General features: G+C 60.6%; 11 protein-coding genes. 7 read left to right on the plus strand and 4 right to left on the minus strand.

Features of this window, described 5'->3' with window-relative positions:
- Positions 1 to 58 precede the first annotated feature (58 nt).
- On the plus strand, positions 59 to 1,135 hold the full coding sequence (gene rlmM, locus AOA62_RS11280) for a 23S rRNA (cytidine(2498)-2'-O)-methyltransferase RlmM (RefSeq protein WP_017137407.1): 1,077 nt from the start codon (positions 59 to 61) through the stop codon (positions 1,133 to 1,135).
- A 125-nt stretch (positions 1,136 to 1,260) separates the two neighbouring features.
- Positions 1,261 to 1,506 carry a sulfurtransferase TusA gene (gene tusA, locus AOA62_RS11285; protein WP_058419610.1) on the plus strand — a complete coding sequence of 82 codons (246 nt, stop codon included), beginning with the start codon at positions 1,261 to 1,263 and terminating at the stop codon, positions 1,504 to 1,506.
- Here tusA and AOA62_RS11290 read toward each other — a convergent pair.
- A complete protein-coding gene (locus AOA62_RS11290; RefSeq protein WP_065929173.1) occupies positions 1,503 to 2,885 on the minus strand; it encodes an MATE family efflux transporter in 1,383 nt (460 codons plus the stop codon). The genes tusA and AOA62_RS11290 overlap by 4 nt on opposite strands.
- Positions 2,886 to 3,172: 287 nt before the next feature.
- On the opposite strand from AOA62_RS11290, the gene pdxB reads away from it, so the two are divergent.
- Positions 3,173 to 4,315 carry a 4-phosphoerythronate dehydrogenase PdxB gene (gene pdxB, locus AOA62_RS11295; protein WP_099548672.1) on the plus strand — a complete coding sequence of 381 codons (1,143 nt, stop codon included), beginning with the start codon at positions 3,173 to 3,175 and terminating at the stop codon, positions 4,313 to 4,315.
- A gap of 193 nt (positions 4,316 to 4,508) precedes the next feature.
- On the opposite strand, the gene AOA62_RS32025 is transcribed toward pdxB, so the two are convergent.
- Complete coding sequence (locus AOA62_RS32025) at positions 4,509 to 4,682, minus strand: PA1571 family protein (protein WP_017137411.1); 174 nt, start codon at positions 4,680 to 4,682, stop codon at positions 4,509 to 4,511.
- A 235-nt stretch (positions 4,683 to 4,917) separates the two neighbouring features.
- Between AOA62_RS32025 and AOA62_RS11300 the strand changes: the two genes are divergently transcribed.
- Positions 4,918 to 6,705, plus strand: a complete 1,788-nt coding sequence (locus AOA62_RS11300) for an ABC transporter transmembrane domain-containing protein (protein ID WP_178075634.1) — start codon at positions 4,918 to 4,920, stop codon at positions 6,703 to 6,705.
- Between the two features lie 229 nt (positions 6,706 to 6,934).
- On the opposite strand, the gene AOA62_RS11305 is transcribed toward AOA62_RS11300, so the two are convergent.
- Positions 6,935 to 8,863, minus strand: a complete 1,929-nt coding sequence (locus tag AOA62_RS11305; protein WP_017137413.1) for a transglycosylase SLT domain-containing protein — start codon at positions 8,861 to 8,863, stop codon at positions 6,935 to 6,937.
- A gap of 213 nt (positions 8,864 to 9,076) precedes the next feature.
- Here AOA62_RS11305 and AOA62_RS11310 point away from each other — a divergent pair, with 213 nt between their 5' ends.
- Positions 9,077 to 10,999 carry an ATP-binding cassette domain-containing protein gene (locus AOA62_RS11310; RefSeq protein WP_017137414.1) on the plus strand — a complete coding sequence of 641 codons (1,923 nt, stop codon included), beginning with the start codon at positions 9,077 to 9,079 and terminating at the stop codon, positions 10,997 to 10,999.
- A gap of 181 nt (positions 11,000 to 11,180) precedes the next feature.
- Here AOA62_RS11310 and AOA62_RS11315 read toward each other — a convergent pair whose 3' ends face one another.
- Positions 11,181 to 11,633 (minus strand): universal stress protein, encoded by a 453-nt coding sequence (locus AOA62_RS11315; protein ID WP_099548673.1) that lies wholly within the window; start codon positions 11,631 to 11,633, stop codon positions 11,181 to 11,183.
- Positions 11,634 to 11,738: 105 nt separating this feature from the next.
- Here AOA62_RS11315 and AOA62_RS11320 point away from each other — a divergent pair, with 105 nt between their 5' ends.
- Both AOA62_RS11320 and fadB read left to right on the plus strand, forming a co-directional pair.
- Positions 11,739 to 12,176, plus strand: a complete 438-nt coding sequence (locus tag AOA62_RS11320) for a hypothetical protein (RefSeq protein WP_017137416.1) — start codon at positions 11,739 to 11,741, stop codon at positions 12,174 to 12,176.
- 499 nt (positions 12,177 to 12,675) lie between these two features.
- The gene (gene fadB / locus AOA62_RS11330; RefSeq protein ID WP_099548674.1) at positions 12,676 to 14,823 is read left to right on the plus strand and encodes a fatty acid oxidation complex subunit alpha FadB; all 2,148 of its coding nucleotides are present in this window, start codon (positions 12,676 to 12,678) and stop codon (positions 14,821 to 14,823) included.
- The last annotated feature ends 12 nt before the right edge of the window (positions 14,824 to 14,835 follow it).

Below are 14,835 nucleotides of genomic sequence, written 5' to 3' on the forward strand. Positions count from 1 at the left end.
GCGTTTTCATGACAGGTATTGCGATAGCGCAAGGCCGGTTGAGTCACCAGGAGAGTTGATGAACACCCTTTTTATGCACTGCCGCCCGGGTTTTGAAGGCGAAGTCTGTTCCGAGATCGCGGAACACGCCGCGCGCCTGAACGTTTCCGGCTACGCCAAGGCCAAGACCGGCAGCGCCTGCGCCGAATTTGTCTGCACCGAAGAAGACGGCGCCCAGCGCCTCATGCACGGCCAGCGCTTTGCCGAGCTGATCTTCCCAAGGCAGTGGGCGCGCGGGGTATTCATCGACCTGCCGGAAACCGACCGCATCAGCGTGATCCTCGCCCACCTGCGCGAATTCCCGGTGTGCGGCAGCCTGTGGCTGGAGATGGTCGACACCAACGACGGCAAAGAGCTGTCGAACTTCTGCAAGAAATTTGAAGTGCACCTGCGCAAAGCCTTGCTCAACGCCGGCAAGCTGGTGGACGACCCGAGCAAGCCGCGCCTGCTGTTGACCTTCAAAAGCGGTCGCGAAGTGTTCATGGGCCTGGCCGAGTCGAACAACTCGGCGATGTGGCCGATGGGCATCCCACGCCTCAAGTTCCCGCGTGACGCGCCAAGCCGTTCGACCTTGAAGCTTGAAGAGGCCTGGCACCACTTCATCCCCCGCGATCAGTGGGACGAGCGCCTGCATGGCGACATGACCGGCGTCGACCTCGGCGCCGCGCCGGGCGGCTGGACCTGGCAACTGGTCAACCGTGGCATGCTGGTGACCGCCATCGACAACGGCCCCATGGCCGAAAGCCTGATGGACACCGGCCTGGTGCAGCATTTGATGGCCGACGGTTTTACCTTCGTGCCCAAGCAGCCCGTGGACTGGATGGTCTGCGATATCGTCGAGAAACCGGCACGTAACGCCGCGCTGCTGGAAACCTGGATTGGCGAAGGGCATTGCCGCGAAGCGGTGGTGAACCTCAAACTGCCGATGAAGCAGCGTTATGCTGAGGTAAAGCGTTTGCTTGAGCGCATCGAAGACGGCTTCAAGGCTCGTGGTATTCGGGTGGAAATCGGCTGCAAGCAGCTGTATCACGACCGAGAGGAAGTGACTTGCCACCTGCGTCGGCTGGTTGATGCAAAAAAACCTAAAGGTCGCTGAAACCCAATGTGGGAGCTGGCTTGCCTGCGATAGCGGTATAACGGTTGAAATCTATGTTGAATGTGCCCCGGTCATCGCGGGCAAGCCCGCTCCCACACTGGAGCGGGCCAGTTTCAGGAGTGATTATGAGTATTGAATTGCCTGTCGACGGCACCCTCGACGCCACCGGCCTCAACTGCCCGGAGCCAGTGATGATGTTGCACCAGCACATCCGCGACCTGCCGCCGGGCGGCTTGCTCAAGGTGATCGCCACCGACCCGTCGACCCGCCGCGATATTCCCAAGTTCTGTGTGTTCCTTGACCACGAACTGGTGGATCAGCAGGAACAGGCCGGCAAATACCTGTACTGGATTCGCAAGAAGTCTGCTTAAACCAGGCGAATCCGCCGGCGCGCGCTGCGTGCCAGGCGGATCACCAGCATCGCCGCGGCGCAGCTCAAGCCCACGATCAGCCCTTGCCACAGCCCACTCGGCCCACTTGCTGCGCCCAGCCAATCGGTCAGCCCCAGGGCATAACCCACCGGCAACCCCACGCCCCAGTAAGCAAACAAGGTCAGCACCATGGTCACCCGTGTGTCCTGGTAGCCACGCAACGCGCCGGCTGCGGTGACCTGGATCGCGTCGGAGAACTGGAACAGCGCCGCAAACACGATCAGCATCGATGCCACGTGGATCACCAGCGGGTCAGGCGTGTAAATCGTGGCAATCTGTTCGCGAAACAGCAGCATCAGGCTGCAGGACAGGCACGCGTAGGTCAGTGCCGTGCCCATGCCGACCCCGGCGGCAAAGCGTGCTTCACGCGGCTCGCCACGGCCCAATGCCTGGCCGACCCGCACCGTGACCGCCATGCTCAGCGAATAGGGGATCATAAACACCAGCGAGCTGAAGTTCAGCGCGATCTGGTGCCCGGCCACCACGTTGGCGCCCAGGCTGCCGATCAGCAGGGCGATCACCGCAAAGATGCTCGATTCGGCAAACACCGCGATCCCGATCGGCAGGCCGATGCCCAGCACGCGCTTGATCACGGCCCATTGCGGCCAGTCGAAACGCTTGAACAACTCGCTGCTCTGGTACGCCGGTGCCCAGCGGGTCCAGGCGGCGAGGCCGAGCATCATCACCCACATCACAATGGCTGTAGCCCAGCCACAGCCCACGCCGCCCATGGCCGGCACACCGAAGTGGCCATAAATGAACACGTAGTTCAGTGGAATGTTCAACGCCAGCCCGCACAGGCCCATGACCATGCTGGGGCGCGTACGGCCCAGGCCATCACTGAAGCAACGCAACACGTAATACAGGGCGATGGCGGGCATGCCGGACGCGATGCCGTGCAGGTAGGCCATGCAGGGTTTGATCAGCTCGGGGTCGACATTCATCGCGTGCAGGATCGGCTCGGCGCTGATCAGCATCAGCAGGGCAGTGATGCCCACCACCACTGCCAGCCACAGGGATTGGCGCACCAGCGGGCCAATCTCGGTGTGGTGACCGGCGCCGAAGCGCTGGGCGACTTTGGGCGTGGTGGCCAGCAGCGTGCCGGTCATCAGCAGGTACACCGGAATCCAGATCGAGTTGCCCAAGGCCACCGCCGCCAGGTCTCGCGGGCTCACGCGCCCGGCCATCACCGCATCGACAAAGCCCATGGCCGTGGTGGCGAGTTGGCCGATCATGATCGGCAGGGCCAGGGTCAGCAGGCTGCGCACCTCGCGACTGACGCGGGCGGGGCGGGAGAGGGTGGCGGTGGCGGTGTTCACGTGCGGTTGTCCAGTAAAAGAGTTGCAAAGGACGGCGAAGTCTACGCCTTGACGCAGTGGTCAGGAAAAAACCTGTGTTGCTGATTTGTAATGCGCTTTCCCGGTAGAGGATAAAACCCTGTGGGAACTGGCCCATTTGGGAGCTGGCTTGCCTGCGATGCAGGCACCTCGGTGTTTCAGGAAGATCAAGGTGATGCCATCGCAGGCAAGCCAGCTCCCACACAAGCCAGCTCCCACACTCGAACCACGCATCCCTGTACACTGCTGGTCCGCGAAAGGAGCCTGCCATGCTGATTGTTGCCGACGAAAATATCCCGCTGCTCGATGCCTTCTTCGAAGGGTTTGGCGAGATTCGCCGCGTACCCGGGCGTTCCATCGACCGCGCCACGGTCGAGCAGGCCGATGTGCTGCTGGTGCGCTCGGTAACAAACGTCAATCGTGCCTTGTTGGACGGCACTCAAGTGCGCTTTGTGGGCACCTGCACCATTGGCACCGATCACCTGGACCTGGATTACTTCAAACAGGCCGGTATCACCTGGTCCAGCGCCCCGGGCTGTAATGCCCGAGGCGTGGTGGACTATGTGCTGGGCAGCTTGCAGACCCTGGCCGAAATCGAAGGCGCCGACCTGAACCAGCGCACTTATGGCATCGTCGGTGCCGGTGAAGTGGGCGGGCGCTTGGTCAAGGTGCTTAAAGGTCTGGGTTGGAACGTGCTGGTGTGCGACCCGCCGCGCCAGATTGCCGAAGACGGTGATTACGTCAGCCTGCAGCAGATTATCGAGCAGTGCGATGTGATCAGCCTGCACACGCCACTGACCAAGTCTGGTAACGGCTCCACCTGGCACCTGTTTGATCGTGAACGCCTTGGTCGCCTCAAGCCCGGCACCTGGCTGATCAACGCCAGTCGCGGCCCTGTCGTCGATAACGCGGCCTTGCGCGAAGTACTGCTGGAGCGCGAAGACCTGCAAGCCGTGCTGGACGTGTGGGAAGGCGAGCCCGAAGTGGACGTCGACCTGGCCGACCTGTGCGTGCTGGCCACACCGCATATCGCCGGCTACAGCCTCGACGGCAAGCAGCGTGGCACCGCGCAGATCTACCAGGCTTTGTGCGCCCATATGGGTCAGGAACCCAGTATCCAGTTGAGTGATTTGTTGCCGCAGCCATGGCTGGCCGAGGTGCACTTGAATGCATCGACAGACCCGGCCTGGGCGCTGGCGACCTTGTGCCGCAGTGTGTACGACCCGCGCCGCGATGATGCGGATTTGCGCCGCAGCCTTGTGGGAACCGTGGAAGAGCAACGCAAGGCGTTCGACCTGCTGCGCAAGCATTACCCGGAGCGTCGCGAGATAGATGGCTTGAAGGTGCGGATCAATGGCGAGTCGGCAGTGTTGTCGAACATCGTCACTGCATTGGGCGCCATGCCTTTATAGGACTGTTACGCCTGTGGCGAGGGAGCTTGCTCCCGTTCGACTGCGCAGCAGTCGCAGGCTTTCAGGGGCGCTGCGCACTGGAGCGCCAGCCCGGCCCAGCGGGAGCAAGCTCCCTCGCCACAAAAGGCGGACCACAAAAAACAGGCATAAAAAACCCGGCCATCAAGGCCGGGTCTGAAAGAGCGTGGGCGCGTCAGCCTTGCTTGGCAGGTTTGACCAGTCGCTGTTCCAGGTCGCTGCACGCTTGCTGGATCATTTCTTCGGTAATCTGCACTTCGCGGCCCTTGGCGTCGATATACGAGCAAGGCAGGTGCTGCGGCTGGCGAATCACTTCAATTTTGGCGTCACTGCTGTTTTGCAAGGTCATGGCCTGTCTCCTCATCAGGTTGTGTGCCTAATCTAATACCTGCGCGTGACCGCGCTATTACAACTGCTTACACGATCACCGCTTCGAACGCCCAGTCCAGCAGAAACCGATACAAATTTCCACCCAGGCGTTAGACCGATAGCCTCTAGGCATCAACATCGGCGGGCATAATTAACCTGACGCATTGTTATTTAGCTAAGTTCCCCCAATGTTGGTGTACAGGTTCCTCATCGGTATGCCCGCCATGTTCTCAGTCCGTCAACGCCGTGCCATTCGCCTGGCCAGCCGCTTTATCGCGCCGTACCGCTGGCAGGCACTGGGTGCTTTGTTGGCACTCATCGTCACTGCGGGCATCACCTTGTCCATGGGGCAGGGCATTCGCCTGCTGGTGGACCAGGGGTTCATGACCCAGTCGCCGCACCTGCTCAACCAGTCTATTGGCCTGTTTATGGTGCTGGTGCTGGGCCTGGCCGTGGGTACGTTTGCGCGGTTTTACCTGGTGTCGTGGATCGGCGAACGGGTGGTGGCGGACATTCGTCGGCAAGTCTTCAATCATCTGATCTACCTGCACCCAGGCTTTTACGAGAACAACCGCAGTTCGGAAATCCAGTCGCGGCTGACCACCGACACCACGTTGCTGCAATCGGTGATCGGCTCGTCGCTGTCGCTGTTCCTGCGCAACGCCTTGATGGTGATCGGCGGCATCGTGCTGTTGTTTGTCACCAACCCCAAGCTCACCAGCATCGTGGTGGTGGCGCTGCCGCTGGTGCTGGCGCCGATCCTGATCTTCGGTCGCCGCGTGCGCAGCCTGTCGCGGCTGAGCCAGGACCGTATTGCCGATGTGGGCAGTTACGTGTCGGAGACGCTTGGCCAGATCAAGACCGTGCAGGCCTATAACCACCAGGTGCAGGACGAACAGCGCTTTGCCATCACCGTGGAAGAGGCGTTTGCCACGGCGCGTAAACGCATCGCGCAGCGCGCCTGGCTGATTACACTGGTGATCATGCTGGTGCTCGGCGCCGTGGGGGTGATGCTGTGGGTGGGCGGTATGGATGTGATCAGTGGGCGGATTTCCGGCGGTGAACTGGCGGCGTTCGTGTTTTACAGCCTGATCGTCGGCAGTGCGGTTGGCACTCTGAGCGAAGTGCTCGGTGAGCTGCAACGTGCCGCCGGTGCCGCTGAGCGGATTGGCGAACTGTTGCAGTCGAGCAATGACATCCAGGCACCCGCCGAAGGCAGCGTGCAGTTGCCGGAGCGGGTCAGCGGTCGTATGGAACTGCAAGACTTGCGTTTTTCCTACCCGTCGCGGCCGGACAGCTACGCCATCGACGGTTTGAGCCTGAGCATCAACCCCGGTGAAACCCTGGCGTTGGTCGGCCCATCCGGCGCGGGTAAATCGACGATCTTTGATTTGCTGCTGCGCTTTTACGATCCGCAGCACGGCCGCATCCTGCTTGAGGGCCACCCGCTGACCGAACTCGAGCCAATGGACCTGCGCCGTCATTTCGCGCTGGTTTCCCAGAGCCCGGCGCTGTTCTTCGGCAGCGTTGAAGAAAACATCCGTTATGGCAACCCGTCCGCCACCCGCGAACAGGTCGAAGCCGCGGCACGCATCGCCCACGCCCATGACTTCATCCTGCAAATGCCCGACGGCTACCAGACCCATCTGGGCGACGGCGGTATGGGCCTGTCCGGCGGCCAACGCCAACGCCTGGCCATCGCCCGCGCGCTGCTGGTGGATGCGCCGATCCTGCTGCTGGACGAAGCCACCAGCGCCCTGGATGCGCAGAGTGAGCATTTGATACAGCAAGCCTTGCCGCAACTGATGCAGGGCCGCACCACGCTGGTGATTGCGCATCGGTTGGCCACGGTGAAGAACGCCGACCGAATTGCGGTGATGGACCAAGGCAAGCTGGTGGCAGTTGGTACGCATCAACAGTTGATTGCGAGTAATCCGTTGTATGCACGGTTAGCGGCGTTGCAGTTCAGTGATGGCGGTGAGGTTGTGAAAAACCAAGGCTAGCTCGATCTATGTGGCGAGCGGGCTTGCCCCGCGTTGGGCTGCGTAGCAGCCCCAAAACCTGCCGACTCGGTCTATCAGTTACACCGCGGCGGGGCTGAATGGGGAGCGCTTCGCACTCCAGCGCAGGGCAAGCCTGCTTGCCACATCAAGCCTACTTGCCACATAAAGCCTGGTGCCCAAATGAAGCCTGTTGGCCACAGCAAGCCTGCTGATCGCACTTCAGTCAGTCTTACTGATCATCAAAATACCGCTCATGCCAATCCACCAGCGGCTGCGGTGAATTGAGTTTCTGCCCGTAGATCACCGAATAAGACAGCACGTTCTGCACATACTGGCGGGTTTCGTCGAACGGGATGCTTTCCACCCACACATCGAAACTCAGGTGGTCGGCACCGCGCAGCCACTGGCGCACACGGCCGGGGCCGGCGTTGTAGGCGGCAGAGGCGAGTACGCGGTTGCCGTTGAATTGGCTGTGTACCTGGCTCAGGTAGGCGGCGCCGAGCTGGATGTTTTTGTCCGGGTCCAGCACCTGGGCCGGGGAGGCCAGTGGGATGCTGAATTTACGTGCGGTTTCTTTGGCAGTGCCGGGCATCAGTTGCATCAGGCCACTGGCGCCGACGCCGGAGCGGGCGTCGTCCATGAAGGCACTTTCCTGGCGGGTGATGGCGAACACCCAGCTTGAATGCAGGCCACGCACCTTGGCTTCGCGTACCAGCGTGTCGCGGTGTGCCATCGGGAAACGAATATCCAGGTCATCCCAGTACTGCGCCTGGCTGATGGTGCGGATCGCCGGGAAGTACCACTTCATGTCGTAGGCCAGCTTGGCCTGGGCGACCATTTCATCGCGGTTGAAGTGACGGCTGACGTGGTACCACTCGCGGCGGCCATCGACAATCTGGCCGCGTGCATAGAACTCCATCGCGCGGCGCACACCGGGGGTGTTGCGCACTTTGTTGATCAGCGCCTGGCTCATCACCAAGGGTTTGTTTTTCAACTGGTAGGGCGCTTTGGAGCGATCAGCCGCGAGGAACCCGTAGAAATCACGTTCCTGCGCAAGGTTCTTGTACAGCACCAGCGGCTGCGGGTTCTTCGGCTCGGCCAGTTCCAGGCTGCGCGCCTGCCAGTATCGCCAGCGGTTGGTGGTGGCCAGGTCTTGCGGGAGTTTGCGGGTCAACTGGTAGGCATCTTCCCAGCGAGCCAGGCGCAACAGCAGGCGCAGGCGCCATTCGGAGACGGTGTTGTCACGTAGCTCGGGGTCGTACTTGGTCATCACGTCCAGGGCGCGTGGGTCGTAGCGGCGCGCGAGGGTCAGGCCGATTTCGCGGGCGATCGACACTTTTTCGTCACGGGAGAAGTGCATGCTGCTGGCATAGCCGTCGAGCAGGGCCATGGCCTTGTCCGGGTCCTGGCGTGCCAGGCGGCGCAGGCCCAGGCCCACAGCGTCAGACATGGCCTCGTTGGCCGGCAGGAAGCGCGACGGGTCGCTGAGCATGTCGGGCTTTTGCGCCACGTCGATCATCAAGCGGCCTTGGGCGCCAAGGGTTGGCAGGGTTTTCACCAGGCTGTTGGCCAATGCGTAGTTGCGGGCTTCGGCGGCGAGCTTGGCGCGGTCCCAGATTTTCTGTTCGGTGAGTTGGCCATCGGCGGCCCACTGGCCAAAGGTGGCGTCACAGGCGGCCGGCTGGGATTTGCCGGTCATCCAGAGTTTTTCGGTGGTCTTGTAGCCTTCGGCTTTGAGGTTGTGCGTCAGCTGGTACTGGCCATGCAGGCAGTCCAGTTCGACGAAATTGAGCTTGGCGTCGTAGTACTTTTCGAAGGTTTGCCAGTCACCACGGTCGGCCAGCCAGCGCAACCAACGCAGTTTCATCCAGTTGGCCTGGGGCAGGTCGCCGTTTTTGGCGAGGAACTGTTCGATTTCCTCGTTGCTCGCGGTTTTGAGGCGCGCGGTCAGCTCGTCGTAGGCCAGGTACGGCGTGAGCGGGTAGTCGGCCAGGGCCTGGCTGTATTGCATATACGGGCCGCTGTCGCCTTTGGCGAGGGCGCGTTTGGCTTCATCGTAATACTGACGTTGGGTGGTGAGGTCCACGGCCTGGGCGGATTGAACGGCGGTGGCGGAAAGAAGCAGACAAGATAAAAAGTTGAAAAGGCGACTGCGCATGAGACGTCCGTGCAGAGAAATCACGACTAGCACCGGCACCGCCGACACTGATTGCCCCTAGCTTAGCCTTTTGCCAGCGGCTGGCGAAAGCTTTGCCGGCCGGCTGGCAGCAGTTCACCGTAAATGTCCTACAGAACGTGTCTGTGGCAAAAATGCCGGCCGCATCCCACCTTCAAGTCAGGTAGAATGCGCGCCCAGTTTTTGGAGAAGCGTATGACCCTGCTCAAATTCAGCGATGTGTCCCTTGCTTTCGGCGCTATGCCGTTGTTGGACAAGGTGTCCTGGCAGATCGCCCGTGGTGAGCGGGTGTGCATCATCGGCCGCAACGGCACCGGCAAGTCCAGCATGATGAAGCTGGTAAAAGGCGACCAGAAGCCCGATGACGGCTCTGTATGGCGCGCGCCGGGCCTCAAGATCGGCGAATTGCCGCAGGAATTGCCGGTGGCCGACGGACGGACAGTGTTCGACGTGGTTGCCGAAGGCCTCGACGGCGTTGGCGAGTTGCTCGCGCAGTACCATCACCTGGCGCAGAACTGCGTCACCGAAGCCGACCTGGACAAGCTGATGCATGTTCAGCAAGACCTCGAAGCCCGTGACGGCTGGCGCTTGCAGCAACTGGTCGACAGCACCTTGAGCCGCCTGCAACTGCCGGCCGACAAGACCCTCGCCGAGTTGTCCGGTGGCTGGCGCCGTCGCGTGCTGCTGGCCCAGGCGCTGGTGTCCGAGCCCGACCTGCTGCTGCTCGACGAACCAACCAACCACCTGGACATCGGCGCTATCGCCTGGCTCGAAGAAGCCCTCAAGGATTTCCAGGGCGCCGTGCTGTTCATCACGCACGACCGCTCCTTCCTGCAAAACCTGGCCACGCGCATCCTCGAACTGGACCGTGGCGGCCTGATCGACTGGAACGGCGACTACGCCAGCTTCCTGGTACACAAAGAAGCCTCGCTGGCCGCTGAAGAAACCGCCAACGCGCTGTTCGACAAGAAGCTGGCCCAGGAAGAAGTCTGGATCCGCCAGGGCATCAAGGCCCGTCGCACCCGTAACGAAGGCCGTGTACGCGCCCTCAAAGCCCTGCGTGTTGAGCGCAGTGAGCGCCGCGAGCGCACCGGCAAGGCCAATATCCAGCTGGACACCGCCGACAAGTCGGGCAAGCAGGTGATGGTGCTGGAGAATGTCAGCTTCCACCACCCGGATGGCCCGTTCCTGATCAAGGACTTTTCGATGGTCCTGCAGCGCGGCGACCGTATCGGCCTGCTGGGCGCCAACGGCACCGGCAAGACCACCTTGCTCAAACTGATGCTCAATGGCCTGCAACCGACCAGCGGCACCGTGGAAGAAGGCACGCGCATCGACGTGGCCTACTTCGACCAGTTGCGCCATCAGTTGGACCTGGAAAAGACCGTGATCGACAACGTCGCCGAAGGCCGCGACTTTATCGACATCGACGGTCAGAGCCGCCACGTGCTGAGCTACCTGGGCGACTTCCTGTTCAGCCCGCAGCGTGCGCGTACGCCAGTCAAAGCCCTGTCCGGTGGTGAGCGTGCGCGCCTGCTGCTGGCCAAGCTGTTCAGCAAGCCGTCCAACCTGCTGGTACTCGACGAACCGACCAACGACCTCGACGTGGAAACCCTCGAGCTGCTGGAAGAGGTTTTGCTGACCTTCAACGGCACCGTGCTGATGGTCAGCCACGACCGGGCATTCCTCGACAACGTGGTGACCAGCACCCTGGTCTTCGAAGGTGAAGGCAAGGTGCGTGAATACGTCGGTGGTTACCAGGACTGGATCCGTCAGGGCGGCTCGCCGCGCCTGCTGGGCGTGACCGAGAGCAAGTCCGGCAAGGCCGACCTGACCTCGGCAGTCGTGGCGCCTGTGGCCGCTGCTGCTGCACCGGTTGCGGAAGCTGCACCGGCGGCCAAGAAGAAGCTCAGCTACAAGCTGCAACGCGAGCTGGAAGCCTTGCCGGGTGATATCGACGCCAAGGAACAGCAGATCGCTGCGGTAGAAGCAGACATGGCTGACGCGGGTTTCTACCTGCGCCCGGCGGCGGAAACCGCCAAGGTGATTGCTTCCCTGGAAACGTTGAACCAGGAGCTGGAAGTGCTGATGGAGCGTTGGGCTGAGCTGGATGCCTGATTGATTCGCACGCCATAAAAAAGCCCGGCGCTCATCGGTATGATCGCCGGGCTTTTTATATGAAATGCGATTCGAAATGTGGGAGCTGGCTTGCCTGCGATAGCCTCACCTCGGTCTGCCTGAAGCACCGAGGTGCCTGCATCGCAGGCAAGCCAGCTCCCACATTAGATCTTCATCGGCCTTACGCGCTTTTTACCAGCTTCACCGCCAGCACATCACACGGCGCGCCGTGCAGCACGTCATTGGCGGTAGAACCCAGCAACAACGCCAGGCCATGACGACCATGGCTGCCGACCACGATCAGGTCGCAGTTCTGCTCTTTGGCCAGGTGATGGATTTCCTGGCGCGGTTGGCCGTAGGTGAGGTGGCAGTCTTCCTTTTTCAAGTGCGGGTACTTGAGAATCAAACGGTCCAGGCGCTCTTTGGCCTGGTCAAACTGCTGTTGCTGCAACTGGGAAAGGTCCATGGGTACGTCGCCACCAAAGGCCATGGCCATGGGCTCGACGATATGCACGAGTGACAGCTTGGCGCCGTTGGCGATTGCTGAAGCCTGAGCGCGCTTGATAACCGGGTCGCACTCTTCGGTCAGATCGACCGCGACCAGGATATGTTTGTAGGAATATTCGTTGGGCATGGCGCGTTCCTCCAGGAGACTGCAATAAGTTCAGTATGGCTGGTTTCAAGCGGATGGGGTTGCGTCAGCTCAAATCCGCGCATCTAGAAATTCGGGAGTACACATATGACGGTCTGGATAGTGGTGTCAATCCTTCTGGTGGTTCTTAGCCCCCTGGCCTGGCTGCGCCCGTCGCGCCATCAGAGCGGGCGCATGGCCCTGCGCATGGAGGCGCGCCGCATCGGTTTGGCCATGCAATTGGCGCCACAGGAGTGGCCGCACTGGCTTGCGCAAGAGCCGCCGAGCCCCTGCGCGCAGTACTGCAGGCCACGGCGCGGCAGCACGCCGGCCCTGTGGAGTTATTGGCAAATGTCGCCAGGCGTATGGGTCAATCAATGGCGTGAAGTGTGTGAGGATGAAAAGTTGTTGCCGCATTTTGCGACGTTGCCGGCCAACGTCTACAAGGTCGAGGCCGACAAGCAAATGATCGCCCTGTATTGGGGCGAGAAGGGTGAGGCCAGTGTGCTGAAGGACATCGATACGCTGCTCAAGGCCCTGGCATGACGCCATTAGCGTTAAAAGACAGGCATTAAAAAGCCCGACATCATCATCGGGCTGGAGTTGGCCAGGCAGGCCGGTAATTCTGTGTTCCTCGCGCCGGGTGTTCATCACGGGGCGCTTTGCGGTTGTCGCAAGCCTAGCGGCATATCCGATTCTGTACAGCCTTTTCCCACATCTTTTTTATTATTGATTCTGTGAATATTTGAATATTGACAGGGCGCAGGCGTGGGCGTGGAGTTCTGAACTGACTGGAAAGTCGCGTTTTTCCTGGCCTTTCGAGCGATTGACAATTGCCCTGAATTGGATGAAGGTGACGTACCCAAATCAAACGGGCGTATGAATTGAGCGTTTGTCTGTCAGACGACTCATACAGAACCCCGACTAGCGCATTGGCGGGTGTGCCTGGCGGATTGGCATGAGCATTGAGGCAACTATCAATGTCCAACCAATAGGCCAGCGTCCAGTGTGTACTGTTCAGCTTCCATATCGTGGAGATCAGTTGATGATTTACGAAGGTAAAGCCATCACGGTTAAGGCTCTTGAAAGTGGCATCGTCGAACTGAAATTCGACCTCAAGGGTGAGTCCGTCAACAAGTTCAACCGTCTAACCCTGAACGAACTGCGTCAGGCCGTAGACACCATCAAAGCAGATGCTTCGGTCAAGGGCGTGATCGTCTCCAGCGGCAAGGACGTGTTTATCGTCGGCGCTGACATCACCGAATTCGTCGACAACTTCAAGCTGCCCGATGCAGAGCTTGTGGCCGGCAACCTCGAAGCCAACAAGATTTTCAGCGATTTCGAAGACCTCAACGTGCCAACCGTGGCTGCCATCAATGGCATCGCGTTGGGCGGCGGCCTGGAAATGTGCCTGGCTGCAGACTTCCGCGTCATGTCGGCCACCGCCAAAATCGGCCTGCCTGAAGTCAAACTGGGCATCTACCCAGGTTTCGGCGGCACTGTGCGTCTGCCGCGCCTGATCGGTGCTGACAACGCGATCGAGTGGATCGCCGCCGGTAAAGAAAACCGTGCCGAAGACGCGCTGAAAGTCGGTGCAGTCGATGCCGTGGTTGCCCCGGACAAACTGGCTGAAGCCGCCCTGAACCTGATCAAAGGCGCCATCAGCGGCGAATTTGACTACAAGGCCAAACGTCAGCCGAAGCTGGAAAAACTCAAGCTCAACGCCATCGAACAAATGATGTCGTTCGAAACCGCCAAAGGTTTTGTGGCCGGCCAGGCCGGCCCGAACTACCCGGCGCCGGTTGAAGCGATCAAGACCATCCAGAAAGCTGCGAACTTCGGTCGCGACAAAGCCCTGGAAGTGGAAGCGGCAGGTTTCGTCAAACTGGCGAAAACCTCGGCAGCACAAAGCTTGATCGGCCTGTTCCTGAACGATCAGGAACTGAAGAAAAAGGCCAAGGCCTACGACGAAATCGCCCGCGACGTGAAACAGGCTGCCGTACTGGGCGCCGGTATCATGGGCGGCGGTATCGCCTATCAGTCGGCGTCCAAAGGCACGCCGATCCTGATGAAAGACATCAACGAGCACGGCATCGAGCAAGGCCTGGCAGAAGCCGCCAAGCTGCTGGTGGGCCGCGTTGATAAAGGTCGCATGACCGCCGCGAAGATGGCTGAAGTGCTTAACGGCATTCGTCCTACGCTGTCCTACGGCGATTTCGGTCACGTCGACCTGGTGGTCGAAGCCGTAGTCGAAAACCCGAAGGTCAAGCAAGCCGTACTGGCTGAAGTGGAAGGCCAGGTTAAAGACGACACTATCCTGGCCTCGAACACTTCGACCATTTCCATCTCGCTGCTGGCCAAAGCCCTCAAGCGTCCGGAAAACTTCGTCGGCATGCACTTCTTCAACCCGGTACACATGATGCCGCTGGTGGAAGTGATCCGTGGCGAGAAGTCCAGCGAGTTGGCGGTTGCCACCACCGTTGCCTACGCCAAGAAAATGGGCAAGAACCCGATCGTGGTCAATGACTGCCCGGGCTTCCTGGTCAACCGCGTGTTGTTCCCGTACTTCGGCGGTTTCGCCAAGCTGGTCAGCGCCGGTGTCGACTTCGTACGCATCGACAAGGTTATGGAAAAATTCGGCTGGCCAATGGGCCCGGCGTACCTGATGGACGTGGTCGGTATCGACACGGGCCACCACGGTCGTGACGTGATGGCTGAAGGCTTCCCGGACCGCATGAAAGACGACCGCCGCTCGGCGATCGACGCGCTCTACGAGGCCAAGCGCCTGGGCCAGAAAAACGGCAAAGGCTTCTACGCCTACGAGGCTGACAAGAAGGGCAAGCAGAAGAAAGTGGCCGACCCGTCGGTTCACGAAGTGCTGGCTCCGGTCATCTACGAGCAGCGTGAGGTGTCCGATGAGGACATCATCAACTGGATGATGATCGCCCTGTGCCTGGAAACCGTGCGTTGCCTGGAAGACGGCATCGTTGAAACCGCCGCCGAAGCCGATATGGGCCTGGTGTACGGTATTGGTTTCCCTCCATTCCGTGGTGGTGCGCTGCGTTACATCGACTCGATCGGTGTGGCTGAGTTCGTTGCCCTGGCTGACAAATACGCTGATTTGGGCCCGCTGTACCACCCGACCGCGAAGCTGCGTGAAATGGCCAAAAACGGCCAGAGCTTCTTCGGTTAAGCGCCCAGACGA

The sequence above is a fragment of the Pseudomonas sp. 2995-3 genome (assembly GCF_002742565.1).
Taxonomy (GTDB): domain Bacteria; phylum Pseudomonadota; class Gammaproteobacteria; order Pseudomonadales; family Pseudomonadaceae; genus Aquipseudomonas; species Aquipseudomonas edaphica.

Bases quoted from the DNA above. Each gene is read 5' to 3' on its own strand.
- rlmM (WP_017137407.1), top strand. From the start codon at position 59: ATGAACACCCTTTTTATGCACTGCCGCCCGGGTTTTGAAGGCGAAGTC.
- tusA (WP_058419610.1), top strand. From the start codon at position 1,261: ATGAGTATTGAATTGCCTGTCGACGGCACCCTCGACGCCACCGGCCTC.
- pdxB (WP_099548672.1), top strand. From the start codon at position 3,173: ATGCTGATTGTTGCCGACGAAAATATCCCGCTGCTCGATGCCTTCTTC.
- AOA62_RS32025 (WP_017137411.1), bottom strand. From the start codon at position 4,682: ATGACCTTGCAAAACAGCAGTGACGCCAAAATTGAAGTGATTCGCCAG.
- AOA62_RS11300 (WP_178075634.1), top strand. From the start codon at position 4,918: ATGCCCGCCATGTTCTCAGTCCGTCAACGCCGTGCCATTCGCCTGGCC.
- AOA62_RS11305 (WP_017137413.1), bottom strand. From the start codon at position 8,863: ATGCGCAGTCGCCTTTTCAACTTTTTATCTTGTCTGCTTCTTTCCGCC.
- AOA62_RS11310 (WP_017137414.1), top strand. From the start codon at position 9,077: ATGACCCTGCTCAAATTCAGCGATGTGTCCCTTGCTTTCGGCGCTATG.
- AOA62_RS11315 (WP_099548673.1), bottom strand. From the start codon at position 11,633: ATGCCCAACGAATATTCCTACAAACATATCCTGGTCGCGGTCGATCTG.
- AOA62_RS11320 (WP_017137416.1), top strand. From the start codon at position 11,739: ATGACGGTCTGGATAGTGGTGTCAATCCTTCTGGTGGTTCTTAGCCCC.
- fadB (WP_099548674.1), top strand. From the start codon at position 12,676: ATGATTTACGAAGGTAAAGCCATCACGGTTAAGGCTCTTGAAAGTGGC.